Annotated in this window: 25 protein-coding genes and 2 tRNA genes; 11 read left to right on the top strand and 16 right to left on the bottom strand. The window is 63.9% G+C overall.

Features of this window, described 5'->3' with window-relative positions:
- The first annotated feature begins 96 nt into the window (after positions 1-96).
- The 4 genes from cysT (at position 97) to SLT36_RS13340 (ending at position 3,480) form a co-directional block, all read left to right on the top strand.
- The gene (gene cysT, locus SLT36_RS13355; RefSeq protein WP_432288052.1) at positions 97-918 is read left to right on the top strand and encodes a sulfate ABC transporter permease subunit CysT; all 822 of its coding nucleotides are present in this window, start codon (positions 97-99) and stop codon (positions 916-918) included.
- A 1-nt stretch (position 919) separates the two neighbouring features.
- Positions 920-1,828 (top strand): sulfate ABC transporter permease subunit CysW, encoded by a 909-nt coding sequence (gene cysW, locus SLT36_RS13350; RefSeq protein ID WP_432288050.1) that lies wholly within the window; start codon positions 920-922, stop codon positions 1,826-1,828.
- Positions 1,825-2,847, top strand: coding sequence for a sulfate/molybdate ABC transporter ATP-binding protein (locus SLT36_RS13345; protein WP_432288049.1), 1,023 nt, complete (start codon positions 1,825-1,827; stop codon positions 2,845-2,847). Before cysW ends, SLT36_RS13345 begins: the two co-directional genes overlap by 4 nt.
- A gap of 183 nt (positions 2,848-3,030) precedes the next feature.
- Positions 3,031-3,480 carry an RrF2 family transcriptional regulator gene (locus SLT36_RS13340; RefSeq protein ID WP_115731502.1) on the top strand — a complete coding sequence of 150 codons (450 nt, stop codon included), beginning with the start codon at positions 3,031-3,033 and terminating at the stop codon, positions 3,478-3,480.
- Positions 3,481-3,489: 9 nt separating this feature from the next.
- Here the strand turns inward: SLT36_RS13340 and SLT36_RS13335 are convergent, their stop codons facing one another.
- The 4 genes from SLT36_RS13335 to SLT36_RS13320 form a co-directional block, all read right to left on the bottom strand.
- Positions 3,490-4,425, bottom strand: coding sequence for an LLM class flavin-dependent oxidoreductase (locus SLT36_RS13335; protein WP_432288047.1), 936 nt, complete (start codon positions 4,423-4,425; stop codon positions 3,490-3,492).
- 128 nt (positions 4,426-4,553) lie between these two features.
- A complete protein-coding gene (locus SLT36_RS13330; protein WP_432288045.1) occupies positions 4,554-4,706 on the bottom strand; it encodes a hypothetical protein in 153 nt (50 codons plus the stop codon).
- 333 nt (positions 4,707-5,039) lie between these two features.
- A complete protein-coding gene (locus SLT36_RS13325; protein ID WP_067960641.1) occupies positions 5,040-5,312 on the bottom strand; it encodes a glycine zipper domain-containing protein in 273 nt (90 codons plus the stop codon).
- Between the two features lie 214 nt (positions 5,313-5,526).
- Positions 5,527-7,413: an AI-2E family transporter gene (locus SLT36_RS13320; RefSeq protein WP_432288043.1), complete on the bottom strand. Its 1,887-nt coding sequence runs from the start codon at positions 7,411-7,413 to the stop codon at positions 5,527-5,529.
- Positions 7,414-7,819: 406 nt separating this feature from the next.
- Between SLT36_RS13320 and SLT36_RS13315 the strand changes: the two genes are divergently transcribed.
- Entirely contained in the window at positions 7,820-8,305 is a 486-nt protein-coding gene (locus SLT36_RS13315; protein WP_432288042.1) for a hypothetical protein, read from the top strand.
- A gap of 92 nt (positions 8,306-8,397) precedes the next feature.
- Here the strand turns inward: SLT36_RS13315 and SLT36_RS13310 are convergent.
- The 3 genes from SLT36_RS13310 to SLT36_RS13300 all read right to left on the bottom strand — a co-directional run bounded on the left by SLT36_RS13310 (position 8,398) and on the right by SLT36_RS13300 (position 9,776).
- A tRNA-Lys gene (locus tag SLT36_RS13310) sits at positions 8,398-8,473 on the bottom strand.
- Between the two features lie 210 nt (positions 8,474-8,683).
- Positions 8,684-8,759, bottom strand: a tRNA-Lys gene (locus tag SLT36_RS13305).
- 102 nt (positions 8,760-8,861) lie between these two features.
- Positions 8,862-9,776 (bottom strand): PhzF family phenazine biosynthesis protein, encoded by a 915-nt coding sequence (locus tag SLT36_RS13300; RefSeq protein ID WP_432288040.1) that lies wholly within the window; start codon positions 9,774-9,776, stop codon positions 8,862-8,864.
- A 186-nt stretch (positions 9,777-9,962) separates the two neighbouring features.
- Here SLT36_RS13300 and SLT36_RS13295 point away from each other — a divergent pair, with 186 nt between their 5' ends.
- Genes SLT36_RS13295 through SLT36_RS13285 form a run of 3 tightly spaced genes read left to right on the top strand, consistent with a single transcriptional unit; the run spans position 9,963 to position 13,203 of the window.
- Complete coding sequence (locus tag SLT36_RS13295) at positions 9,963-11,261, top strand: efflux RND transporter periplasmic adaptor subunit (RefSeq protein WP_432288038.1); 1,299 nt, start codon at positions 9,963-9,965, stop codon at positions 11,259-11,261.
- Positions 11,262-11,283: 22 nt separating this feature from the next.
- Positions 11,284-11,988, top strand: coding sequence for an ABC transporter ATP-binding protein (locus tag SLT36_RS13290; RefSeq protein ID WP_432288037.1), 705 nt, complete (start codon positions 11,284-11,286; stop codon positions 11,986-11,988).
- Positions 11,989-11,991: 3 nt separating this feature from the next.
- Positions 11,992-13,203, top strand: a complete 1,212-nt coding sequence (locus SLT36_RS13285) for an ABC transporter permease (RefSeq protein ID WP_432288035.1) — start codon at positions 11,992-11,994, stop codon at positions 13,201-13,203.
- Between the two features lie 6 nt (positions 13,204-13,209).
- On the opposite strand, the gene SLT36_RS13280 is transcribed toward SLT36_RS13285, so the two are convergent.
- The 3 genes from SLT36_RS13280 to SLT36_RS13270 all read right to left on the bottom strand — a co-directional run bounded on the left by SLT36_RS13280 (position 13,210) and on the right by SLT36_RS13270 (position 15,593).
- Positions 13,210-13,659 (bottom strand): cupin domain-containing protein, encoded by a 450-nt coding sequence (locus SLT36_RS13280; protein ID WP_432288033.1) that lies wholly within the window; start codon positions 13,657-13,659, stop codon positions 13,210-13,212.
- A gap of 98 nt (positions 13,660-13,757) precedes the next feature.
- Positions 13,758-14,471: an NUDIX hydrolase gene (locus SLT36_RS13275; RefSeq protein ID WP_432288032.1), complete on the bottom strand. Its 714-nt coding sequence runs from the start codon at positions 14,469-14,471 to the stop codon at positions 13,758-13,760.
- 9 nt (positions 14,472-14,480) lie between these two features.
- Positions 14,481-15,593 (bottom strand): endonuclease/exonuclease/phosphatase family protein, encoded by a 1,113-nt coding sequence (locus SLT36_RS13270; RefSeq protein WP_432288030.1) that lies wholly within the window; start codon positions 15,591-15,593, stop codon positions 14,481-14,483.
- 164 nt (positions 15,594-15,757) lie between these two features.
- Between SLT36_RS13270 and SLT36_RS13265 the strand changes: the two genes are divergently transcribed.
- Together SLT36_RS13265 and SLT36_RS13260 are read left to right on the top strand one after the other, a co-directional pair.
- Positions 15,758-16,264: a BA14K family protein gene (locus SLT36_RS13265; RefSeq protein WP_432288028.1), complete on the top strand. Its 507-nt coding sequence runs from the start codon at positions 15,758-15,760 to the stop codon at positions 16,262-16,264.
- Positions 16,265-16,419: 155 nt separating this feature from the next.
- Positions 16,420-16,725, top strand: a complete 306-nt coding sequence (locus tag SLT36_RS13260) for a PilZ domain-containing protein (protein ID WP_154383862.1) — start codon at positions 16,420-16,422, stop codon at positions 16,723-16,725.
- A 210-nt stretch (positions 16,726-16,935) separates the two neighbouring features.
- Here the strand turns inward: SLT36_RS13260 and ilvC are convergent, their stop codons facing one another.
- From ilvC to SLT36_RS13245, 3 genes are all read right to left on the bottom strand, one after another.
- Entirely contained in the window at positions 16,936-17,955 is a 1,020-nt protein-coding gene (gene ilvC / locus SLT36_RS13255; RefSeq protein WP_067960608.1) for a ketol-acid reductoisomerase, read from the bottom strand.
- A 26-nt stretch (positions 17,956-17,981) separates the two neighbouring features.
- Entirely contained in the window at positions 17,982-18,635 is a 654-nt protein-coding gene (locus tag SLT36_RS13250; RefSeq protein ID WP_067960605.1) for a TetR/AcrR family transcriptional regulator, read from the bottom strand.
- A 177-nt stretch (positions 18,636-18,812) separates the two neighbouring features.
- The gene (locus SLT36_RS13245; RefSeq protein ID WP_432288027.1) at positions 18,813-19,724 is read right to left on the bottom strand and encodes a LysR family transcriptional regulator; all 912 of its coding nucleotides are present in this window, start codon (positions 19,722-19,724) and stop codon (positions 18,813-18,815) included.
- 90 nt (positions 19,725-19,814) lie between these two features.
- On the opposite strand from SLT36_RS13245, the gene SLT36_RS13240 reads away from it, so the two are divergent.
- Complete coding sequence (locus SLT36_RS13240) at positions 19,815-20,870, top strand: SDR family oxidoreductase (protein ID WP_432288025.1); 1,056 nt, start codon at positions 19,815-19,817, stop codon at positions 20,868-20,870.
- 16 nt (positions 20,871-20,886) lie between these two features.
- Here SLT36_RS13240 and SLT36_RS13235 read toward each other — a convergent pair whose 3' ends face one another.
- From SLT36_RS13235 to SLT36_RS13225, 3 genes are read right to left on the bottom strand one after another with little or no spacing between them, the layout of a single operon-like run.
- Positions 20,887-21,522, bottom strand: coding sequence for a hypothetical protein (locus SLT36_RS13235; RefSeq protein ID WP_432288023.1), 636 nt, complete (start codon positions 21,520-21,522; stop codon positions 20,887-20,889).
- Between the two features lie 55 nt (positions 21,523-21,577).
- Positions 21,578-22,681 carry an OmpA family protein gene (locus SLT36_RS13230; protein WP_432288022.1) on the bottom strand — a complete coding sequence of 368 codons (1,104 nt, stop codon included), beginning with the start codon at positions 22,679-22,681 and terminating at the stop codon, positions 21,578-21,580.
- 52 nt (positions 22,682-22,733) lie between these two features.
- Entirely contained in the window at positions 22,734-23,996 is a 1,263-nt protein-coding gene (locus SLT36_RS13225) for an FAD-dependent oxidoreductase (protein ID WP_432288021.1), read from the bottom strand.
- Positions 23,997-24,015 lie beyond the last annotated feature (19 nt).

The following is a 24,015-nucleotide window of genomic DNA, read 5'->3' as shown; positions in this document are numbered from 1 at the left end:
CCGAAAAGGACGCGCGGCGCTGTGGTCAATACTGTTGAGAATTGGAGAGCCGGCCATGCCGGCTTTCCGCATTGTTGCATCCGGGAAGGCATTTCAGTGGCGCGCCGCATTCTGCCGGGGTTTCCCCTGGCACTGGGGATAACCCTCGTCTACGTCTCGATCATCGTCGTGCTGCCGCTCGGCGCGCTGGTGTTCAAGGCGGCCAGCCTCGGCTTCGAGGACTACTGGCGCATCGTCTCGTCGCCGCGCGCGGTCGCCAGCTACCGCGTGACGGCACTTTCGGCGCTCGCTGCCACCGTCTTCAACCTCGTCTTCGGCATGGCGCTGGCGTGGGTGCTGGTGCGCTACCGTTTTCCCGGCCGCCGCTTCATCGACGCGCTCGTCGACCTGCCCTTTGGGCTGCCGACGGCGGTCGCCGGCATCGCCTTGACGACATTGTTCGCTGAAAACGGCTGGTTCGGCTCGGTGCTTGCCCAGGCCGGCATCAAGGTCGCCTACACCCCGCTCGGCATCATGGTCGCCATGGCCTTCACCAGCCTGCCCTTCATCGTGCGCACCGTGCAGCCGGTGCTGGAGGATCTAGATCCCGCACTCGAGGAAGCCGCCCAGACGCTCGGCGGCAACGACCGGTCGATCTTCCTGCGCGTGATCCTGCCGCTGCTGGCACCCGCGCTGCTCGCCGGCCTGTCCTTGTCCTTCGCCCGCAGCTTGGGCGAGTTCGGTGCCATCATTTTCATCGCCGGCAACCAGCCGATGTCGACCGAGATCACGGCGCTGCTCGCCTTCATCCGGCTCGAGGAATACGACTACCAGGCCGCCGCGGCGATCGCCTCGGTGCTGCTCATCACAGCTTTCCTGATGCTCGCCATCACCAACATCCTGCAGGCACGTGCCCTGCGCTACACGGCGAGGGGCTGAGATGAGCAATCCCGTTAAGGGCCGCCCGCCCCGCGTCGGCGACGCGCCGGCCTTCCGCCGCGCGCTCATCGGCACCGTGCTGACGCTGGTCGCCATCGTTATCGTCGCGCCGCTGGTCGTCATCGGCTACCAGGCCTTCTCGCAGGGTATCGCCGTCTATGCTGCCGCGATCGCCCATCCCGACACGCTGCACGCCATCGGCCTGACTGTGGTCACCGCGCTCATCGCCGTGCCCATCAACACCGCCTTCGGCGTGGCCGCCGCCTGGGCGATTACAAAGTTCGATTTCCGGGGCCGCCGCTTGCTGCTGGTGGTGATCGAAATCCCGTTCTCGATCTCGCCCATCGTCGCCGGCGTTGCCTATCTCTTTGTCTACGGCCTGCAGGGCCTGTTCGGCCCGGCATTGGAGCAGGCCGACATCAAGATCCTGTTCGCCCTGCCCGGCATCGTGCTTGCCTCGATGTTCGTCACCGCGCCCTTCGTCGCCCGCGAGCTGATCCCGCTGATGCAGGCGCAAGGGCGTGATCTGGAAGAAGCCGCGACATCGCTCGGCGCGTCGGGCTGGCGCACCTTCTTCTCGGTCACCTTGCCCAACATCCGCTGGGCGCTGCTCTATGGCGTGGTGCTGTGCAATGCGCGCGTCATGGGTGAGTTCGGCGCCGTGTCGGTGGTGTCAGGCAATATCCGCGGCCAGACCAACACGCTGCCGCTGCATATCGAACTGCTCTACCACGACTATCAGACCGCGGGCGCCTTCGCCGCGGCCTCGATCCTGGCCCTGCTCGCCGTCGTCACCCTCGTTGCCAAGGTGCTGCTCGAGCGCCAGGGCGCCGGCCGCGCCCGTCGTCGCCCCGCACTTGCAGCCCCCGTAGCCGCACCCAAGACCGCTTCCGCTGAGGTTTCGTCATGAAAATCCGCCTCGACAACGTCGTGAAGACCTTCCAGACCTTCCGCGCCGTCCATGGCGTCTCGCTCGAAATCGAGAGCGGCGAACTGGTAGCCCTGCTCGGACCTTCCGGCTCGGGCAAGACCACCATCCTGCGCATGGTCGCCGGCCTCGAATATGCCGACGCCGGCCACATCTATTTCGGCGCCGAGGATGCCACCGACATTCCAGTGCGCGACCGTGGCGTCGGTTTCGTCTTCCAGCACTATGCGCTGTTCCCGCATATGACGGTCGCCGAGAATATCGCCTTCGGCATGAAGGTCTCGAAGCAGCGCCGCGACAAGACTGCCATCGATGCTCGCGTCGCCGATCTGCTGCGCCTCGTCCAGCTCGAAGGCCTGGCCGAACGTTTCCCCGGCCAGATTTCAGGCGGACAGCGCCAGCGCGTCGCCCTTGCCCGGGCGCTCGCCGTCGATCCCAAGGTACTCTTGCTCGACGAACCTTTCGGTGCGCTTGACGCCAATGTCCGCCGCGACCTGCGCCGCTGGCTGCGCGAGATCCATCAGGAGCTCGGCATCACCACTTTGTTCGTCACCCACGACCAGGAGGAAGCGCTCGACCTCGCCGATCGCGTCGTCATCCTCGACAAGGGCCAGATCGTCCAGCAGGGCACGCCCGAAGAGGTCTGCCGCAACCCCGCATCCGCCTTCGTCATGAATTTCCTCGGTGACACCAACCGCATTTCCGCAGCCGTGGCCAGCGGCATAGCCCGCCTTGGCGAGGCACAGATCCCCGCCCCCGGCTTCGCTGACGGCCCGGTCGAAATCTTCCTGCGCCCAAGCGATCTCGGCTGGAGCAGCAGCGGCGCCGGCATTCCCGCGACCGTCGCCCGCGTCATCGACCGGCCTGCCGGACGGCGCATTCTGGCGCTAACGGCAACGGGCGAAGCCGTCGAACTCGACGTCGCGCCTGAAACCCGGGTCAGTGCCCACGAGCAGGGCATCATCACCATCGAACGCGCCAGGGTCTATGCGGCAGGCTGATTCTGCCGCGAATAGGGTCAAAACCCGCAAAACTTACGGAAAACCAACGCGTTTCGGCTTGTATATCAAGTCTGTGGAATTTATCTCTGGTGAAGGCCGGAATGCGATGGGGACGAATCGTTATCCTCGGCAAGCAACCTCACGCTGCGACAGGCAGCAGGAAGCCGATGACACGCGTTCGCCATGCTGACTAAAAAAGGCAAATACGGCCTCAAGGCCCTCGTTCACCTATCCCAACTGCCCGCCGGCCAGCTCGCTTTCGTCGGCGACATCGCGACCGCCAACAAGATTCCGAAAAAATTCCTCGACGCGATCCTAGGCGAACTCCGCAATGCCGGTTTCGTCCAGAGCCGCAAGGGCAAGGACGGCGGCTACCGCCTCGCCAAGCCTGCCGCCGAGATCAAGATCGGCCATGTCGTGCGCGTGCTCGACGGCCCGCTGGCACCGATCCCTTGTGCCAGCCGGACCCAGTACCAGCCCTGCGACGACTGCGACGAGGCGACCTGCCAGATCAGGCACATGATGCTCGAAGTTCGCCAGGCGATTGCCGGCGTGCTCGACAATCGCAGCCTCGCCCAGGTGCGCGACGCTGCCAATGACGACATTCTGAGCGACGCCCTGAACCACGCCTGACCGTGCCGGTCAGACAATGCGGCGCAGCACCACCGGCCGCTTGCGCAAATGGGTCGGCGCGGGATCATGGCGGCGAAATGCCTTGCGCAACGCCGGTATGACATGACGCCCGAAGGCCTCGACCGCTTCGGCATCGCCGAGCCCGTGGACGATGAAATCGCTCACGCCGAGTTCGACAAAGCCAGCCAGCACAGAAACGACATGCTCCGGTTCACCCGTCAGCTGCCAATCCTGCTGCCCGCCCTCGCCAGCTTGCACATGCCCGACATGCACCGGCAAGGAGAAGCGGATACGCTGGGCCCGGCCAAAAGGCTCAGCCGCAACCCTCACGCGTTCGATCAGCCGCAACGTGTCGTCGAAGCCGCCTACCGGCAGCTCGAACCTGTCGGCGTGCCGGCCTGCGATCTTGAGCGCCGTGCCCGAAAGTCCGCCGAGCTGCAGCGGGATTACGGCTCCATCGGCTGCCTTCATCGGCACGAAGCCGCCATGGATGCGGTAGAACAGACCCTCATGGTCGAAGGGCTGCGCATTGCTCCACAGCCGCTTGAGCAGCATCAGATATTCGTCGGTGCGCCCCAGCGTGGCGACGAGACCGCTGTCGTCATTGGCTTCGCGCAGGTCGCGGCTTGGCGGCACCCGCAATGCCAGCCGGCCTGAGCCGATCTGGTCGAAGGCCGCAAACTGCCGGGCGGCCACCACGGGCGCCACGATTCCAGGCCAATGCGAAACAAGCACACCGATCGACTGCGTGCTGCGCAGCGCAAGCGACGCCAGGTCCATATTGGCAAGCAGGCCGCCCATGTCGTCGATGAGAACGCGGTCGAAGCCCGCCCTTTCAAGCTGGCGCAGCCTCTGCACGGCAACCGCCGTGTCTGAAAAGAAGGAAGAGTGAAGTTCGTCCTTGTCGGCAACGCCGCCCGGGCAATGGGTGAAGTCGATCTGCATCGCAAACTCCTTCATCTTGTCAGGAACAGTTATTGGCGCCGCCCGCGCCGGTTCACGCCCTACTCTGGAAAACCTTCTTCAGTTGGGTTGAGATGATATGGCGCGCCCGCCTCCGGGCACGGGTGGCCCTAGGGGACCAGACCGACGACGACGGCCGCGGTAAAGCCGAACGACACCGTGAAGAACAGATACGACGCGATCTGCTGAATGCTGGCAGGCCTGCCGGCCGCAGCTGCCGTCTCGCCGACGCGGCTGTTCGAGAGATACTGGGTCTGTGCCATCGCAATCTCCATCATGCCTTTAGTCTATAAAATTAATAGACTTTGTCGATTGCTAATTTTGGCAAGATTGTGGAACGGCTTTGCCCTGCCACAGCTGGCGGGAGCAATTTTTCTCTTGCGAGTATGATCTGCCTACGACCTGTTGAGCGCTGAAGCGCCGCTGCGGCAGGGCGCATGAACTCAAAAACATCATTACATAACAGATGGATAGCCGAAATCCAGTCGCCAAAAGATTACAGTTTTGGGCCGATTTCGACGACAGGAGGGAGGCAAAAAAATGTCCCGAAGGCACTGTTGGCGCCTTCGGGACCGGATGAAATACGGCTAGCCGGCTCAGTAATAGCCGCGCGGGCATTCTGCCAGATAGGTGCGGCCATAGCGGTCACGATAGCGGCAGCGGTTCGGCTCGTTGGCGCGGCCGATCAGGGCGCCGGCAACGGCACCGACGGCACCGCCGACGAGCGCGCCTTCAGCCCGGTTTCCGGGTGCGGCAACGGCACTGCCGATCGCCGCGCCGCCAAGACCGCCAATGGCTGCACCCTGTTCGGTCTGCGAGCAGGCTGCCAGCGGCACCAGAAGTGCAAGACTCAATACGAGTTTCATCATCACCAATAACTCCCGAAAATGTGTCCCCACCTCGCCTACAATGCGCGGCGGCGAAAAACGATCCATCGCGCCTCTCCAGCGCGTGGACCACTAAGTCCCTTCAACCCAAGGCATGCCAAGGCAATCGGGCAGCATTCGGGCAGCTCCGATCCGCAACTGCCGCGATGAAAAGGCTTCGAAACGAGCCGCTTCCAGCCCGTCGAATTGCGCTGACCTATGCCGTCTTGCTCTTCCGCCCCGCCTGTGACGGACGCCGGACCTTCCGCTTGGCGGCCTTGAGCGGTACCGCGGGCGCGTCAGTCAGGGCGCCGATGGTGGCGCCGGCCATGTTGAACGCCGCAAAGTCGGCGTTGAGGTCGCCGGCAAGCTTGTCGGCATCCCCGGCAGCACCGTCGGTCCACAGCACCACCCCTACCCTGAGCGATGGCTTGGCACGTTTCAGACGCCGCACCAGAAAGCGGCCATGGTGAAGCGAATCGGCATTCAGGAAGCCGATCACGGCTGTATGCACGCCTTCGAGCGGCAAGCTTCTGATGCTGGACGGTTCGACATCGGCATGGTTCGCCGTGGCAACAGTCGCGCCCTGCACCGTCAGCACCTGCGCCAGCATGGCCGCGGCCGCGTTGTCGAGCTCGCCGCGCCCGCCAATGCACAGCACCGCCTTCCCCGCACCATCGGGCAGTTCGTCGGCCGGCTCGCCATCGTCCTGCGTCACATCCTCGGGCGCTTCGTCCTCTTCATCCGCTTCTTCACCGGCGATTTCGTTCAGGTTGGCCACCAGCACCACGGCACTGGCGGCGACGCGCGTCCGCTGCTCGTCGGTCAAGGCACCGCGCGCCCGGTCGAATTCGCCAAGCAGCAGGGCCGGAATGGCGACATTGCCGTAGAAGTCGACGAGATATTCGGTCTCGAGCATCTCTTCGGCGTGATCGGTCGCCTCATCAGGATCTCCTGCCAGAAGGCGCTGGTATAGCCGCTCCTTCGGGTCGAGCACCGGTTCGTTGCCGAACAGAACTTCAAGGAACTCGAACTGTGGCACGTGTTTTCCGAGCACCACGAGGCAGACGGTCAGCGGCGTCGACAGGACCAGTCCGACCGGTCCCCACAACCAGGTCCAGAAGATCGCGGCGACGATGATGGCGAGCGGCGAAAGGCCGGTTCTAGAGCCATACAGCCAGGGCTCGAGCACATTGTTGATGACCAGTTCCATGGCGATGAACAGTGCCGCAGCCCACAGCACGAGCGACCAACCGGGGGCAACCGCAATCGCCAGGAACAGCGGCAGGATCATTGCGATCGCCGGCCCGATATAGGGCACGAAGCGCAGCACGATGGCGAGCAGGCCCCACAGAATCGCATTCGGAATGCCGAGCAGCCAGAGGCCGATGCCAATCGGAACGCCATAGGCGACATTCACCACCAACTGCATCAAAAGATACTGACCGACCCTTCGCCCGGCATCCTGCAGCGCTTCGGTCGTCCGGTGCAGGTCGCCATAACCGACGAGGCGAATGAACCGGTCGCGCAAATCCTCGCGCTCCAGCAGCATGAAGATGACCACGACGATGACGAGGCCAGCCGTCGCCAGCGGTCCGATCAACGGAGTGATCAGGTTCATCAGCGTTTCGATCGGCTTTTGCGGTGTGAAGATCTCGACCAGCAGCGGGTCCGGCCGGGATGGATGGGCCGCGGGCGCGACATTGTCTTCCGGCTTATCGATCTCCTGGCCAACGCGCTCGATGACCCCGCTCAGCCTGTCGATGATCCCCTCGCCGCTACCGCTTTCCTTGAGCGCGCGCACCTTGTTGAGGATGTTCGACTGATAGGTCGGCACGTTCTGCGCGACCTCGCCGATCTGCGAAACCACCACGAAGCTGAACACCGCGACCACGCCGAAGGCGGCCAGCACGCAGGCAATCACCGAAACCAGCCTGGGAACACCGAACCGCCTGAGCCAGCTGACGATCGGCGCAAGCGCGAAGGTCAACAGCACCGCGATCGCAAGCGGCAGGAACACATCGCGGGCAAAATACAGGATCGCAACGACAGCTGCTGTGGCCGCGAACGGCGGCAGCGCCGTCCTGGACTGCGGCTGAAGCAACGGTGGCTGTCCAGAACCGAGGCCTCGAGTTTTTGGAATTGCCTCCACCACCTGCAACCTCCTGGCCCTGAACCGCTTCGCGCTGATGACGAGCAACCATTCGTGACAGGAGACGTCACGAACACGCTGTCATGTCGTGCCGCATAGTCGCGGCAGATGGGCCGCATTTGCAATGGCCCGCAAGTCCGCCGACAGAAGAAGCGCCGGCCATCAGCGGAACGCTGCATGCCAAGGGCGCAAGTGCCTGCGAGGGGCGGAGCTCGGATTGCCGGGGCAAATGCACAGGTCGGAGCGAAACGTGCTTGCCAACTGGCTGCCCCGCGCCCGACGGACATTTGCGCATTGGCAATGCTGAATCCGGCACGCTAGGCAAGATGCAGTCCGATTCGCAACCGACAGGTCCGCCATGAACAAGGCCGCAGCCTCATTTGCCCTCGTTGCCGTGCTGGCGGCCGCACTGATGGCACTCAGCCTCGCCGTTGCGCGGCACGGCTATCCCTTCGGCGTCATCGGCGTGCAGCGCCTCGACGGCATCGCCAGCGCCGATAGCTTCATTCCGCTGGCGGCGATCTACTTCTTTGCCGCGATGCTGATGATGATCCTGCCGCTTAAGGCGGCGAGTATCGTCCTGCTCAATGCCGCCGACACCATCCACTGGATGGTCATCGCCCTGTTCGCCACCATCGTCGGCTGCCTCGCGGCGCGCTGGGTATTCGGCCAGGCCAGTGCGCCTTGGGCCCTGCTCGACTGGCGCTACCTGTTCGTCGCCATCATTGTCGGCTGCCATCTCGCAATGAACGAACTGCGCCGTAACGTCCTGCTGCGCAGCCTCTTCTTCGCCCTCTTCGGCGTGGCAACGCTTGCCTGCCTGTTCTGGTCGTTCCGAATTTGAGGCAGCGCAGGGCCGACCAGAAATAGGACTCCAAGCGACTTCAACCCAATTGAAGCAACAGTCACAGCGGTTTGAAATCTTTGGAGAAGAAGTGGTGGGTGCGACAGGGATCGAACCTGTGACCCGCTGATTAAGAGTCAGCTGCTCTACCAACTGAGCTACGCACCCACTCGCGACCGGTGAACCGACCGTGGCCGCATATAGCCACACCATCCGTTGCTGTCCACCCATGATCGCCAAGAAAGATGCAGCAATCGGCAGTGGTACGCGATTGCCTGTGCAAAGCCTGGCGGCATTGCATCCGGACAAGGAGATCGACCATCCGCCCGCGCAACTATATGCGCGGCGTTCCAGTATTCGGCGGCTAAGGGAAAGAAGTGGTGGGTGCGACAGGGATCGAACCTGTGACCCGCTGATTAAGAGTCAGCTGCTCTACCAACTGAGCTACGCACCCACTCGCGACCGGTGAACCGACCGTGGCCGGCATATAGCCAAGGCATTTTCGCCTGTCCACCCCACGGGCCGCTTTTTCTTTCAGTCGGCAAAAATAGCTGGGTCAAACCAGCAGAACGCCCTCGGCCACCCTCACCGCGTGTCCGCCGATGCGCGCGGAAGCCAGCTTGCCGCCCGAGATCTCGAGCTCCAGCCTGATCCTGGAGGGTCGCCCCATCTCGATGCCCTGTTCGATCCAGAATCGCTGCGCCCCATCGGTCGGCCTGTCGAACTCTACGATCGCCCCCGCAAAGGCGGCAGCCGCCGAACCTGTCGCCGGATCTTCGTAGGATGGGCTGCCGGGAACGATCATCCTCGCGTGGAAGGCGTTTTCGTGCCCCACAGTCTCGCGGCAATAGACATAGGCGCTGGCCACCGCCGAGTCGTTCTTGCGCGGCGAAAAGGTGAACCAGGCCTCGTTGTCGAATCGAATTCTCGCCGCAACCTTGGTGTCCGCCACCGGCACGGTGATGTAGGGAACGCCCGCAGACCACAGCGACACACGATGGTTTTCAAAGCCGATCTCGTGTGGCGCCAGTCCAAGGGCTGCGGCAACCGCATCGGTGCTGGCGGCCAGCGGCATCGGCTCGGGCAGTTTCGGCAGGTCGAATTCGGCAAACAGGCTGTCGCCGACCTTGTTCACGGCACAGCGCACCAGGCCGATATTCTCTTCGAGGACGAAAATGCCGGCAAGATCATTACCTTGCGCCATCTCGGTCAGCGCGATCGCCGTGCCGACGGTCGGGTGACCGGCAAACGGCATCTCGTAGTCAGGCGTGAATATGCGCACCCGTGCCTTGTGCTTCGGGCTTTCGGGCGGCAGCACGAATGAGGTCTCCGACAGGTTGAACTCCCTGGCGATGGCCTGCATCTGCGCCGTGCTCAACCCCTTGGCATCGACGACCACAGCGAGTGGGTTGCCGGCAAGCCTGTTTTCGGTGAAGACGTCATAGACAAAATACTTGCGTCCGCCCGTCATGTTTGCTCCTTCTGCGCCGGCAACATGAGCGAAATTTAATTTGAATTTCGGGACCACTCAGCCGATCTGTGATTCTAAAGCATGATCGTCAAACTGGCATCCCGGTTTCAGACAAGATCATGCTCGATCGAACCAGCTTAGAGCAGGCTCTAGGCGGATTTTCTGGGACCATCGAAAGGGTCTGGCTTGGACCAGCTGACAAATCGCCCGCAATCGGCGAGCACGCCATCGATAGAGGCAGCCCTCGGCCTCGACGGCAACGGCCGCGCCACGCGCCGCCGCCGTGGCTGGCTGTGGCTGTTGGTGGCGCTGGTCGCTGCGGCTTGCGCCTATGCCGGCTATTCCTGGTTCGCAACGCCTTCCCAGAAGCTTGTCTACACCACCCAGGCCGCCGAGATCGGCGACCTTACCATCGAGGTGTCGGCGACGGGCAATCTGCAGCCGCTCACCCAGGTCGACATTTCGAGCGAATTGTCGGGTGTCGTCCGCTCGGTCGCGGTGGTCGAAAACCAGCAGGTCAAGAAAGGCGACGTGCTCGCCTCCCTCGACACGACGCGGCTTTCCGCCCAGATCGAGCGTGCCCAGGCGTCCGCCAAGGCTGCCGCCGCCAAGGTCGAAGACACGCGCACCACCTTGTCGCAGAATGTCCAGGCGCTCACCCGCGCCCAGGAACTGGCAAAACGCGGCATGGCCACAACCCAGGCGCTGGAAGCGGCCACCGCCGAACGCGACCGCGCCCAGAGCGCGCTCGACATGGCCGAAGCCAACCTCGCCATCTCGGAAGCCGACCTCAAGCTGCAGCAGGCCGACCTCGCCAAGAGCACGATCTATGCCCCCATCGACGGCGTCGTGCTGACGCGCTCGGTCAATCCGGGCCAGACGGTGGCGTCCTCCATGCAGGCGCCGGTGCTGTTCGTGCTCGCCGCTGACCTGTCCCAGATGGAGCTCAAGGCGGCGGTCGACGAGGCCGACATCGGTTCGGTGGCGAAGGGTCAGAACGCCCGCTTTACCGTCGATGCCTTTCCCGACCGCAGCTTCAAGGCGACGATCCGCGACATAGCCTATGCCGCTGTTACCACAGACGGCGTGGTCACCTACAACGCCTGGCTCGAAGTCGCCAATGACGAGCTGCTGCTGCGCCCGGGCATGACGGCGACGGTGTCGATCGTCACCCGCGAGGCCAAGGATGTGCTGACAGTGCCAGCCACCGCCTTCCGTTACCGCCCGGCACCTGTTGCCCGCAGCAGTGGCTTCAGCCTGCAGAACCTGTTCCTCGGCCGTCCCAATCGCGGCCCGACCGACCGCAGCCGTCCGGCCTCGACGCCGACAGATGGCCTGCGCACGCTCTATGTGCTCAAGAACGGCGCGCCGGTCGCGGTCAGGGTCAAGACCGGCTCCACCGACGGCGATCGCACCGAGATCGTCTCCGGGCTTGCGGTCGGTGATGCGGTCATCACCGCCTCGTCGTCCGCAAGGGCCAATTGAGCTGGTCGTGGAAACCCCGGGCATGACCACCGCGCCGCTCATCCTCTTCGACAAGGTCTGGAAGACCTACGGCCAGGGCGAAGCCGAGGTGCGTGCCCTCGCCGGCATCGATCTCGCCATCGCGCAAGGCGAGTTCGTCGCCATCATGGGCCCGTCCGGCTCCGGCAAGTCGACGGCGATGAACATTGTCGGCTGCCTCGATACGCCCACCTCAGGGCGCTACGCCTTCATGGGCACAGACGCCGGCCGGCTCGACCGCAACCGCCGCGCCGTCTTGCGCAATCTCTACATCGGCTTCGTCTTCCAGGGCTACAACCTGCTGCCGCGCACCACGGCTGTGGAGAACGTCGAGCTGCCGTTGATCTATCGCGGCGCAGCCGCGCATGAGCGCCGCGCGCTGGCCATGCAGGCCCTTGCCGAGGTTGGCCTCGAGGGCCGTGAGCACCACACGCCGGCCGAACTCTCCGGCGGTCAGCAGCAGCGCGTGGCGATCGCGCGCGCCATTGTCACTCGGCCCACCCTTCTTGTCGCCGACGAGCCGACCGGCAATCTCGACACCGCCCGCAGCCACGAGATCATGGAGCTGCTGACCCGCCTCAACGAGGAGGCCGGGCTCACCATCGTCATGGTCACCCACGAGGCCGATATCGCCGCCTATGCCGGACGCACCATCGCCTTCCGCGATGGCCACGTCGCCTCCGACACCAGAAAGCTGGAGGCGGTATAAGTCATGATCTGGGAGACCGTCCGCCTCGCTCTCCGCTCTGTCCGCCGCAACGCGCTGCGCTCGTTCCTGACGCTGCTCGGCATCGTCATCGGCGTCGCCGCCGTCATCGCCATGCTGACGATCGGCAGCGGCACCACCGAGAAGGTCAAGGCCGACATCTCGCAGCTCGGCAGCAACCTTCTGATCGTCCGCGCCGGCCGTCCCGCCGCCCCCGGCTCCGGCCCGCAGCAGACCATCCGCCAGCTCGGCGACAAGGAGGTCGCAGCCCTCACCGCCCATCTCGAAGGCGTGCGTGCCGTCTCGCCGGCGTCGCAGAAGCAGGTGCGCGTCGTCTTCGGCACCGAAAGCCTGACCTCGTCCATCACCGGCACCGACAACGCCTATCTCGACGCCCGCGACTGGAAGGTCGCTTCGGGCCGGCCGTTCAGCGAGTCCGAGGTGCGCGGCGGCGTCAATGTCTGCCTGATCGGCGAAACCGTGCGCCAGCAGTTCTTTGGCGCCGGCGATCCCGACGGCGCCGCCATCCGCGTCGGCCGCGTCAGTTGCAAAGTCATCGGCCGGCTCGAGCCGAAAGGTTATTCCGGCTTCGGCCAGGACCAGGACAATGTCGTGCTGATGCCGCTTCAGGCGTTCCAACGCCGCATCGCCGGCAACCGCGACATCGACAACATCTATGTCGCCGCCGATGACGTGACGCCGACCTCGGTCGTCCAGACGCGGATCGAGGACATCATGCGCGACGTCAGGCGCGTCACCGCCGACCGCGAGGACGATTTTTCCGTCCGCGACATGACCCAGATTGCCGATGCGATGGCCAGCGCCACCGCCACGATGACCGGCATGCTCGGCGCAGTCGCCGGCGTCAGCCTGCTCGTCGGCGGCATCGGCATCATGAACATCATGCTGGTGTCGGTCACCGAACGCACCCGCGAGATCGGCATACGCCTCGCCATCGGCGCGCATGAAAAGCACATCCTGATCCAGTTCCTGGTCGAGGCAACCGTGCTGTCGCTGCTCGGCGGGCTGATCGGCATCGCCATCGGCCTGACGCTGGCGGGCGTCGCCTCGCTGGCGCTATCCATCCCGTTTGCGCCGAGTCTGGCGGTCGTGCTGCTTGCCGTCGGCTTCTCGGCGCTGATCGGCATGGTGTTCGGCTTCTTCCCCGCGCTGCGCGGGGCGCGCCTCGATCCGATCGAGGCGCTCAGGCACGAATAGCCGAAGCTACTTCTTCAGCAGCGTGTTTGCCGTGCCTTCCTCGACCTGGTCGATGACAAGCAGCTTGACCGGCTCGGCACCGACATTGGCGCCCTGATGCCACGTGCCGATCATCTCGACGATGAAGTCGCCCTTCTTGTAGCTGGTGCTCTTGCCAGTCTCGGCATTGGTCACCTGCAGTTGGCCCTCGAGCACATAGGCGTAGCGCGCCGATGGGTGCATATGCACCGGCAGCGACGCCCCGGGCGGGATCTCGAAGGAGGAGACCAGCACCTGCACGTTCTTCTGCGGCAGCACGATCGGCTGTCCGTTCGCGGTCACCGTCATCGACGCCAGCGGCGTCACGACAACCTTGGCAACAGGCGTGCTGTCGAGAGCATGGGCACTGGCGCTCTGGAACAGAGCCAGCGCAATGGCGCCGGCGAAAATACTTGCACGTGCTGGAAAGCTGGTCATCGAATCCCCCCGAAATGCCGCAAAAGGTCTGCGGCAACTTGTGACCCAGCGGCATGCAGCCCGCAAGGGCTTCGGCAGGTCGGCGACGGGTGGAGGCGTCAGCCGCGTGAAAAATGCCATTCCACCAGCGCGGGCATATGCGGCATCAGATTGTCGGGCAGATCGTCCATGCCGCGGATGATGACAGGCCCTTCGATCTCGGGCTCCGCATCGGCCGCCACAAAGCGCTCGATGCGCGCAGCCACCTCGTCGGCCGTCTCAGTGAGATGGTAGCAGCGCACGATCGCCGTGCCGGTGTCCCCAGACAGCGCATAACAGCGTTCTTCGCCGCGGGCCTCGCCAAGCTCGAGTCCGGTCTCCTCGCGGACCTCGCGCGCCATGTTGTAGTCGAGGTCGACGAGCCCATCGCGAAAGTCTTCCGGCTCGAACGAGCCGGCGGCGAAATAGACCTTTCCCGCATTGACCGTATGCGCGCCCATGCGGATCGCCACCAGCGCATTGTCGCTGGAGATCAGCATTGCGTGCGCGAAGGAATGTTCGGCACTGGTGAGCGGTTTCAGCTTTCGCCACAGCATGAAGGTCGAGAAGCGGACGGCGTGGCAGCGTCCCACGAGCCGGTTGTCGCCATAGGCAAGCTCCGACAGCAGCACCACCGTGCCGTCGAACATCGCCGGCGTCAGTGCCTTTTCAGCCGCCCAGTTGGCCAAGATCGCCTCGGTATTGTCGCGCTCGAACGGGTGCGGGTCGGCATCGAGGCGCACGTCGACGACGTCGACCGGCAGGATCTGGTTACGTGGAATGTCGAATGCCAAGGAAATCTCTCAGGTAATGCTCAACGTCACCGCAACCGGGCAGTGGTCGGAGGCCTTCGGCCGGTCCCAGCCGGCGCGCGGATAACGGTCCACCTCCTGCCCCGGCGGGAAGATGGTGCGCCAGGGCTGGCCGCGCCGCACGATGTCGGGCACCGCCTGCTCGTTCGTCCGTGCCAGCGACGGCGAAAGCAGGATGTAGTCGAGCTGGCACAGATGCCGTTCCAGCGGTCCACGCGTGTGATAGAGTGTCCAGCGGTCCATCTCCGGTCGCCGCGCGACAACGTTTTCGGCAAAACCATCGGCGAGGAACACGTCGAGGCAGGACGCCGTCTCCTGAACCGGCGTGAAGCCGTAGCCCTGGTAGGCATCGCCTGAGATCACCAGCCGCTCGTGGTAGTCGTTCATGTCGCCGCAGATCACCCAGCGCTTGTCGGCTGCATGGTCCTTGCCGAAACGGTCCTCGATGATCCGCCGGACGGCCTTGGCCTCGGCGACACGGATCGGCATCGTCGCGTCACGGCCGTTCATCCCGTTGCGCGGCGAGCCCATCGACTTGAAGTGCACCGAATAGATGGTCAGCGGCTTGCCGCCGATCTTGACGTCGATCTCCAGGCAGTCGCGCCGGAAGATGCGCTCGAACGGCTCCTGGCCGAGACTGGCGATTTCCGGCGTGTGCAGCCCGAGCTCCTCGAAGGTGACATGGGCATGGCTGGTCATGCGCCCGAACTCGATCGGTTCGCCATGCGCGGTCTCAGCCCGCATCATCACCGCAACGTCGATGCCGCGCGAATCATTCCCAGAGGTGGTGTATTTGTGCTGGTAGCCTTGCCCCACCATCTTGAACAGATAGCCGTATTCGAAGGCCTTCAGCGCTTCGATGTTGTCGACTTCCTGCAGGCAGATGATGTCGGCGCGGGTCTCGGCGATGGCCAAGGCCGTCAGCTGGCGCATGTCGTCGGCATGCGCGATCGCGCGCGCCTGCTCGAGCAGCCGATACTCAGCCTCGCTATGGATTTCGAACAGGGCAAGTGTCCGGTCCTCGTTGAGCTGGTTGCGGTAGCCGGAATAGTCGAACCTGTTCATCAGGTTCTCGACATTGAAGGTGGCAAGGCGCAGCGACATGCGCCGAGCATTGCCTTCATGTTGGCCCAAACACAAGAGCGCAGCCACAAGTCCACGGGGAACTCGGCGTTCATTTCCCGTTCAGGCTGAAAGGCGGAATATGCCTGATCTCCATCGAAATTTGGGGGCATGGAGCCTTTGGGATTCGGACTCAGGAGACGATCATGAACCTCTCATCCCTTGCACGTTCCGGGCTCGTCGCGCTCGGTCTCGTCACCGGCCTGCCGCTGGCTGCGTTGGCTTCGCCAGCCAGCCTGGGCCAGATGCCCTCGGTTGTTCCTCAGGCGACGCAGAATATCATCCTCGCCCAAAGCCATTTCTGCCCGCCCGGAAGCGGATGCTACGGTCGGCGCGATGGATCGCGCGGCGACAATTGGCGCCACAACAATTGGCGCAGCGATCGTTGGCGCGACGACTGGCGCTGGCGGCACCGCCCGCACCGGCGCCATTTCGGCACCGGCATCTATCTGAACTTCGGCATACCGGCTTACCGCTACAACGAACCGCGCTACTACCAGCCACGCTATGTCCAGCCGCGCCGCATCTATCGTGGCGGAGGCTCGGCGCACGTCCAGTGGTGCTACGACCGCTATCGCTCGTATCGGGCCTGGGACAACACCTTCCAGCCTTATAACGGTCCGCGCCGGCAGTGCTGGTCGCCCTATAGCTAGGCGAAACCGAAACAACGGAGACGGCGTCGCACCTGCGGCGCCGTTTTGCTTCAAATATGACTTCAGGCTAATAAACAACAGCTACAAGCTGTTGTTTACGTATCATGTGTAGAACCAAGAATACCGGGAGAATTTCTATTCTGGGTTGAGAGTACATGACGGCAGACAACGCCGAGATTGCCGAAAACGAACTGCGCCGGGAGCGACGCAACCGCGTCCTCAAGGGCGCTGCGATTCTGACCGGCATCACCAATTCGGAAACCCGCTGCACGATCCGCAACATGCATACGAACGGCGCCGAGATCAAAATCCCGGCGGAAAGTCGCGTCCCCGACCAGTTCCTGCTCTATGTCCCCGTCGACGGCATCGCCTATCGCTGCATCGTGCGCTGGCGCAAGGCCGACCGCCTCGGCGTGCAGTTCGAAGGCACCGAACCCAAGCCGCACTGGCATTACGGCTGAACCTTCGATTCCCAGTCGATAATAAAAGGCCGGCGGATTGCTCCACCAGCCTCTTTTCATTTTCGAGCTAATCGCCTTGCCGAGCCTGGGGCCGGCAGGGTGACGCGGACTTCCTAGTTCTTCGCCTTGTCGACCAGCTTGTTCTTGGCGGTCCCCGCGCGCCCGCAGGGCGTAGCCCGAGGACGCGCAACGAAGGAGACGTGGATCGTCTTAGTTCTTCGCCTTGTCGACCAGCTTGTTCTTGGCGATCCACGGCATCATCGCGCGCAGCTTCGAGCCGACTTCCTCGATCTGGTGGCTGTCGTTCATGCGGCGGATGCCCTTGAAGCGAGCGGCGCCCGAACGGTATTCCTGCATCCAGTCGGAGGTGAACTTGCCGGTCTGGATGTCCTTGAGGACGCGCTTCATCTCAGCCTTGGTCTCTTCGGTGATGATGCGCGGGCCGGTCACGTATTCGCCCCACTCGGCGGTGTTCGAGATCGAGTAGTTCATGTTGGCGATACCGCCTTCATAGATCAGGTCGACGATCAGCTTCACCTCGTGCAGGCACTCGAAATAGGCCATTTCGGGCGCGTAGCCGCCCTCGACCAGCGTCTCGAAGCCGGCGCGGATCAGCTCGACAAGGCCGCCGCAGAGGACGACCTGCTCGCCGAACAGATCGGTTTCACACTCTTCCTTGAAGTTGGTCTCGATGATGCCCGACCGGCCGCCGCCGACGCCGCATGCATAGGACAGGCCGAGATCGAGCGCGTTGCCCGAAGCGTCCTGGTGCACGGCAACCAGGCACGGCACGCCGCCGCCCTTCTGGTATTCGCCGCGCACGGTGTGGCCCGGGCCCTTCGGCGCGACCATGATGACGTCGACGGTCGACTTCGGCTCGATAAGGCCGAAATGCACGTTGAGGCCGTGGGCGAAGGCGATCGCAGCACCATCACGAATGTTCGGAGCGATCTCGTCGCGGTAGATGTCGGCCTGCAGTTCGTCAGGCGTCGCCATCATCATCAGGTCGGCCCACTTGGCGGCTTCGGCAACCGTCATGACCTTGAGGCCGTCGGCCTCGACCTTCTTGGCGGTCGCAGAGCCAGCCTTCAGACCAACAACCAGTTCCTTGGCGCCCGAATCCTTGAGGTTCAGCGCATGCGCGCGGCCCTGGCTGCCGTAGCCGATGATGGCGACCTTCTTGCCCTTGATCAGGTTGAGATCGGCATCGCGATCGTAATAGACACGCATTGGTGGGTTCCTTCCCGGTTTTTAACTCAGAGGGCCTTGGGCCCGGTTTTCGCTCCATGAAGAGCAAGAAACTGCTGCGTTGCGCGCACGGCGTCGCCGTCGATCCCCGCCTCAGTCAATTCCAGCCGGTCGCCGAGCAGCAGACGGATCTGCACGTCGCGGGCGACCAGCCCAAAGAATGTCCGGAATGCCGTCTCGGCATCGTCGAATTCGAGCAGGCCCGCCTCGCGCCCCGCTTCCAGCACCGGCTTCAGCCTGCGCCCCAGCGCAAAGCGGCCGCGCTCCAGCACGATGGCTCCGAGGTCGCGTTTGTCCGATCCGGCATGCACAACGCCAACCCTATTGAGCGCGATCGAAGTGTCGCTCGAAATCACCCGCAGCCAGTCGGAAGCGAAACGTTCGAGGCTCGAGGTCAGCGACGCCAGGTCCAGTCCCTTGCGGTCGACCGGCGGTACACGCACCTTCGAAGCCTGCCACTGCACGGTCGCGGTCAAGAGCCCGTCACGGTCGCCGAACCACTTGTACAGCGTTTCCTTGGAGCAGCTGGCGCGGCGCGCAACGGCCGTCATCGTCAGCCTGTCGCCTTCCTCGACGAGCAGGCGCAGCACCGCGTCGAGCACGTCCTGCTGACGTGCCGTCGGTCCCTCGCCTTCCATCATCTCGGTTGTCGTCTGCAACATCGTTCCAAGCCTGCCACGTCACGCCGGCTTGCTTCGAACAAGCCGTACCGTACGTTACGGTTCGGTTGATAGCGCAATTGAAGGCAGCCCTGCAATCGGATTCTTCGCATCGCTTGCAATTATCTGGCGACCGCCTCGACGGAAGCCGCCCCTGCGGAAACTTGCCGTCTGGCCGCCTCAGGAACCACCGAGATCGACGGTCTCGGCGAGGAAATCGAGCAGCGCCCTCACCCGCGCCGGCACCGGGCCGCCATTGCCCAGAAACACGGCGTGCACATCCTCGAGATCGCCGGGATTGGCCTCTTCGAGAACTTTGGCCAATCTGCCTGCCGCCAGATCGTCGCGCACCTGGAACGCGGCAATGCGCGCCAGTCCGATCCCGGCCAGCGCCAGTTCGCGCAACGCCTCGCCATTGCTGGCCTGGACGTTGCCTGTGGGCGTGACGTCCACGACAGCGCCGCCCTGCAGCACCGGCCATGCCGGCATGGTTCGGGCATAGGACGGCCCGAGCAGATTGTGCCGCTTCAGTTCGTCGGCGCTGCGCGGCATGCCTCGCATTGCGAAATAGGCGGGCGCTCCGACGATCATCATCCGCGTCGCGCCAAGCTTGCGTGCGACAAGGCTCGAGCTTTTCATCGGTCCGGCCCTGATCGCCACATCGGCGCGTGCTTCCAGAAGATCCACGACCATGTCGGACAGGGCGATATCGACGGAGATCTCGGGATATCGTGCCAGGAACTGCGGCAACAGCGGCAGCAGGAAATGCTTGCCGAACGGCACGTTGGCGTTGACGCGTAAGCGCCCGCGCGGCGCCTCGCCGGCTGCCGCGCATTGTTCCGCCTCCTTGAGGTCGGCAAGGATGACGACGCTGCGCTCATAGAAGGCACAGCCCTCAGGCGTCAATTGCAGCCGCCGCGTCGAGCGGTTGACCAACCGCGTGCCGAGCCGGTTCTCCAGCCGCGACACCAGCTTGCTGACCGCCGAAGGCGACATATCAAGCGCGCGTGCCCCAGCCGAAAAGCCACCGCTCTCCACAGCCCGGACAAACACTTCCATTTCGCCGAAGCGGTTGACGTCCACGCGCATCATTGTGAATTCACGTCACATATCCTTCGCCAGAGCGACGTCTACTTCATCCAGTTGGCCGCGTCCATATCAAGGCTCTCACCGGAGACTTGGATGATGAAACAGAACACTGCACTGATCGTCGGCGCCCATGGCGTCATCGGCAGCAATCTCGCCAGCCACCTGGCAGCACTCGGAAACTGGGACATTGTCGGACTGTCTCGGCGCGGCGGTTCGAGCCAAGGCCCAGTCCGTCACATCGCCGTCGATCTGCTCGATATCAGGGACGCCAGGGAAACGCTCGGCGGCCTCCACGACGTCACCCACATCTTCTACGCCGCTTATCAGGATCGGCCGAGCTGGGCCGAGCTCGTCGAGCCCAACGTCGCCATGCTGCGCAATGTCGTCGACACGGTCGAACCCATCGCCAGGAACTTGCGCCACATCAGCCTGATGCAGGGTTACAAGGTCTATGGTGCGCATCTTGGGCCGTTCAAGACGCCGGCACGCGAGACCGACGCCAACCACATGCCGCCGGAGTTCAACGCTGACCAGCAGGATCTTCTCGAAGACCGGCAGATGGGCAAGAGCTGGGGCTGGTCGGCGCTGCGTCCTTCGGTGGTCATCGGCCAGGCGCTTGGCAACCCGATGAATCTCGCCATCGCCATTGCCATCTATGCTTCGATGTCGAGGGAGCTTGGCCTGCCGCTGCGCTTTCCCGGCAAGGCAGGCGCCTATGACAAGATCATCGAGGTGACCGACGCCGGCCTGCTGGCGCGGGCCACCGTCTGGGCCGCGACAGACGAACGCAGCGCCAACCAGGCGTTCAACATCACCAATGGCGACCTGTTCCGCTGGAACGAGATGTGGCCGAAGATCGCCTCGAGCTTCGGCATCGAGACAGCCCCGCCCTTGCCGATGTCGCTCGACACCATCATGGCCGACAAGCAGCCGCTGTGGGACAAGATGAAGGCCCGCCACGGCCTCGCCGACACACCCTATGCCGATGTGTCGTCATGGCGCTTCGCTGACTTCGTTTTTGGTTGGGACTACGATTTCTTCGCCGACGGCACCAAGGCGCGGCGCTTCGGCTTCCACGACTTCGTCGACACCGAGGAGATGTTCATGCGCACCTTCAGCGAGTTGCGCCGGCGCCGGATCATCCCCTGATCCGACGGGCCGCCGCCTACTGTCCGTAGGTTGCGAGATAGTGCGGAGGAATGGCTACCGGATACAAGGCGCCGGACAACGCCATGACAATCAGCGCCGCCAACAGCGCGCCCACTCCGGCAGCACCTCCAAGCAAGGCCGTCCCCAGCGCGGGACGGCTGGCCAGGGAGCTCCAGTATGCCGCGCAACCGACATGTACGAATAGCGAGAGAACCCCGAGAAAATAGTAGGGCGCAAAGAACCAGTGCCAGGGCGGCGCAAAGAAGCCAGCGGCGGCAAAGCGAAAGTCGGTGTCGAGGCCAAAGACCGTTCGTCCGGCGATGACGGCCCCGATATGGTTGACCAGGAAGAAGGCGAGATAGCCACCCGACGCCGCCTGTAGCCAGGCGACGGTTCCCTTGCGCCTCGCCCAACCGCGCACCAGCATGGTGAGCCCGCTGCCGACCTGCCACAGGATGAGGCAGACCAGCGCCACCTCGACGAAGGGCTGTCGATAGAGCTGCCGTGCTTCGGCCATGAAGGCGATGTGGGTCTCCTGCCCGCTCAGGCCGGCAAGATGATTGGCCATGTGCAGCAGCACGAACAGGCCGATGAACAGCGCCGACGCGCGATGCAGGCCGCGCAGCCTCGGGCGCGCCGGTAGATCTTCCATTCATCCCCCTCAGTCGGCCGCCGCATCGTCAGCCGCAATGCTGCAGAATGCCTGATCAGTTCAGCTTGACCAGTGCCACGCGCCGGTTCTTGGCCCGGCCTTCGTCATTGTCGTTGCTGGCGACCGGCGCCATCATGCCGGCACCCGCTGCAGTCAGCCGTCCGCCGTCGATGCCAAATTGCGAGACAAGCGCTGCTTTCACCGCAGCCGCCCGGCGATTGGACAGGTCGATATTGTAGTCGAACTTGCCCTGGTTGTCGGTATGCCCGACAACGGCCACCGCCAGCGCCGGGTTGTCGCCCAGAAGCTTGGCTATCTCCTTCAGCGTCGGTTCTGACTCCGGCTTGATGTCGGCCTTGTCGGTGTCGAAAAAGATGCCGTAGAGCGAAATGCCGCCGCTGGTCGACAGCGTATCAGCCATCTTGGCTGCCTCCACCACAACCATCTTCTTGTCGCGCGCCTTGGGCTCCACCACGTGCACGATGGCGATGGTGCGCGCATTCAGCGCCTTGCAGTAGAGGTCGTCGAGCAACTGGAAGGTCTGCACCGTGACATAGGCGTCGCCGCCGTCACGCGGCACCTTGGCGCTGAAATAGCGCTGGTCGGCAACCCCAGACGAGGCCACGCAGGCGGCATTGGAGAACGCCTCGACGCCGAGGTCGCTGTCGTAGAAGAAGTTCATCATCAGGCTCATGTCACCGCCGCCGCTCGAGGCCGAGCGCGAAGCGTCGCCACCGCATTCCTCCTTCTTGCATTCGAACACGACCTCGCCGCCGGCCGCCTGCACCACGTCCTGGTAGTTGCGCAGCACCTCGAGCGGCGAACGGCCGTCCGGCAGCACATAGAACAGCCGGGTGAGCGTGCCTTCAATCTCTTCAGCCTTCTCCGGCCTGAACACCCTGTTGTTGTTCTTGTCGCGCTTGTCAGGATCGGGATCGGCCTTCAGCGGCGAAAGCGGCACGCTGAAATCAGTGTAGTCGAGCTTCTGCTGGTAGACGATGAACGAGCCTTCGTAGCGCTTGGCAAGCGCGTTGTCGGCGGAACCTTCGATGTCGGCGGAGGGCACCGTCGCATCCGCAAGCGCTGGCATGCAGCTGACGGCGAGCAATGCCAGGCCTGCCGCCGCCTTTCGAAATCCACGCACCATAAGTCCCCGCATCGCACGCTCCCCGGTTGAATGTGACGCAAGGTAGCCACAACCGCAGCATGGCTCAAGCAGGGATGCGGACTTGCCTTTCTTCGCTGCGCTCCGTCCAGTCCGCTTCCTTGAGTCCGGCCGACGCGAACGGATCGATCAGCGTGCCGGCGACAATCGAGGCCAGCAGTTGCGGCGCCGGCGGCAGCTTGGCGACCGTCGCCACCAGCCGGTCGCGCAGGAATGGCAGCAGCACCGAGTCGGACTGGTAGAATGGCGTGAAGGCCAGCGACAGCGCCTGGAACAGCCTGAGGTGCCGGCGCCGCGCGCGAACATAGGCTGTAAGCGCTGCCTCCGTGTCGCTTGCCTGCCGCAAGGCGTGCGCAAGTGCAGCAGCGTCCAGCAAGGCCATGTTGGCACCTTGCCCCAGTTGTGGGCTGGTCGAATGCGCGGCGTCGCCGATGACGGCAAGGCCCCGCGCCGCCGGTGGCAGTAGCGTGTGATGGCCATAGCGGGCCAGTGTCAGCTGGTCGAAATCCTCAATCTGGTCGAGATAGGATTGGCTTTCAGGCCAAAGCCCTGCCACCTCGGCCTTCCAGGCGTCCAGCCCAAGGGCATGCACACGCTCGGCATGCGCCGGCTTCAGGCTCCAGAAGAACGCCGCCATCTTGCGCCCGCCTGGTTCGGCACGGCCGATCGGCAGCACCCCGATCATGATGCTGGCACGGCGATAGCGCTGGGTCAGCGAGTGTTCGTCGAAGCCTTCGCCCTGCCAGTCCAACGAAGCCCAGAACGCGCCATAGGCCAGCGGTTTCAGCTCGCCCCCGTGGCCGGCGCTACGCCGGATCTTCGATCTTGCGCCGGTGGCATCGACAACGAGGTCGAACGATCCAAGCTCCCGCCCTGCGGCGTCGACAAGCCGTGTCTGCTCGCCCGGAACCACGGCCTCCAGCTCGGCAGCGGTGACGATGTCGATGCCTTCGCCCAACACCGCCCGGTACAGCACGCCGAACAACGCCGCACGGTGGACGGCCAGGCCAAACCGCCCACCCGGCCGCGCATCGTAACGCACGTCGAGCACCGTGCGCCCGCTCACGGCATCGGTGCCGTGCAACCGGTCGATCCGGCTTCCAAGTTGTGAGATTTCGCCCAACAGGCAGAGATCGGCCAGCACCGAAAGTCCGGTCGGCTGCAGGATCAGCCCGGAGCCCAGCGGCTTCGGCTCGACGAAGCGATCATAGACAGTGACCCGGTGCCCATCGCGCTTGAGATAGAGTGCCGCGGCCAGTCCCGCAGGCCCGGCTCCGGCGATTGCGATGTGAAGTTTTCGAGTGCCCATCTGCCTTCCGTCCATGACG

Origin of the sequence: Aminobacter sp. BA135, from assembly GCF_050859125.1 — a bacterium.
GTDB classification, from domain to species: domain Bacteria; phylum Pseudomonadota; class Alphaproteobacteria; order Rhizobiales; family Rhizobiaceae; genus Aminobacter; species Aminobacter ciceronei.
This window is presented reverse-complemented; position numbering and strand designations above follow the sequence as displayed.

Bases quoted from the DNA above. Each gene is read 5' to 3' on its own strand.
- SLT36_RS13230 (WP_432288022.1), bottom strand. From the start codon at position 22,681: ATGCGGGGACTTATGGTGCGTGGATTTCGAAAGGCGGCGGCAGGCCTG.
- SLT36_RS13345 (WP_432288049.1), top strand. From the start codon at position 1,825: ATGAAAATCCGCCTCGACAACGTCGTGAAGACCTTCCAGACCTTCCGC.
- SLT36_RS13315 (WP_432288042.1), top strand. From the start codon at position 7,820: ATGAACAAGGCCGCAGCCTCATTTGCCCTCGTTGCCGTGCTGGCGGCC.
- SLT36_RS13340 (WP_115731502.1), top strand. From the start codon at position 3,031: ATGCTGACTAAAAAAGGCAAATACGGCCTCAAGGCCCTCGTTCACCTA.
- SLT36_RS13330 (WP_432288045.1), bottom strand. From the start codon at position 4,706: ATGGCACAGACCCAGTATCTCTCGAACAGCCGCGTCGGCGAGACGGCA.
- SLT36_RS13285 (WP_432288035.1), top strand. From the start codon at position 11,992: ATGATCTGGGAGACCGTCCGCCTCGCTCTCCGCTCTGTCCGCCGCAAC.
- SLT36_RS13265 (WP_432288028.1), top strand. From the start codon at position 15,758: ATGAACCTCTCATCCCTTGCACGTTCCGGGCTCGTCGCGCTCGGTCTC.
- SLT36_RS13235 (WP_432288023.1), bottom strand. From the start codon at position 21,522: ATGGAAGATCTACCGGCGCGCCCGAGGCTGCGCGGCCTGCATCGCGCG.
- cysW (WP_432288050.1), top strand. From the start codon at position 920: ATGAGCAATCCCGTTAAGGGCCGCCCGCCCCGCGTCGGCGACGCGCCG.
- SLT36_RS13335 (WP_432288047.1), bottom strand. From the start codon at position 4,425: ATGCAGATCGACTTCACCCATTGCCCGGGCGGCGTTGCCGACAAGGAC.
- SLT36_RS13290 (WP_432288037.1), top strand. From the start codon at position 11,284: ATGACCACCGCGCCGCTCATCCTCTTCGACAAGGTCTGGAAGACCTAC.
- SLT36_RS13240 (WP_432288025.1), top strand. From the start codon at position 19,815: ATGATGAAACAGAACACTGCACTGATCGTCGGCGCCCATGGCGTCATC.
- SLT36_RS13225 (WP_432288021.1), bottom strand. From the start codon at position 23,996: ATGGGCACTCGAAAACTTCACATCGCAATCGCCGGAGCCGGGCCTGCG.
- SLT36_RS13270 (WP_432288030.1), bottom strand. From the start codon at position 15,593: ATGTCGCTGCGCCTTGCCACCTTCAATGTCGAGAACCTGATGAACAGG.
- SLT36_RS13300 (WP_432288040.1), bottom strand. From the start codon at position 9,776: ATGACGGGCGGACGCAAGTATTTTGTCTATGACGTCTTCACCGAAAAC.
- SLT36_RS13280 (WP_432288033.1), bottom strand. From the start codon at position 13,659: ATGACCAGCTTTCCAGCACGTGCAAGTATTTTCGCCGGCGCCATTGCG.
- SLT36_RS13260 (WP_154383862.1), top strand. From the start codon at position 16,420: ATGACGGCAGACAACGCCGAGATTGCCGAAAACGAACTGCGCCGGGAG.
- SLT36_RS13250 (WP_067960605.1), bottom strand. From the start codon at position 18,635: ATGTTGCAGACGACAACCGAGATGATGGAAGGCGAGGGACCGACGGCA.
- SLT36_RS13325 (WP_067960641.1), bottom strand. From the start codon at position 5,312: ATGATGAAACTCGTATTGAGTCTTGCACTTCTGGTGCCGCTGGCAGCC.
- SLT36_RS13245 (WP_432288027.1), bottom strand. From the start codon at position 19,724: ATGATGCGCGTGGACGTCAACCGCTTCGGCGAAATGGAAGTGTTTGTC.
- ilvC (WP_067960608.1), bottom strand. From the start codon at position 17,955: ATGCGTGTCTATTACGATCGCGATGCCGATCTCAACCTGATCAAGGGC.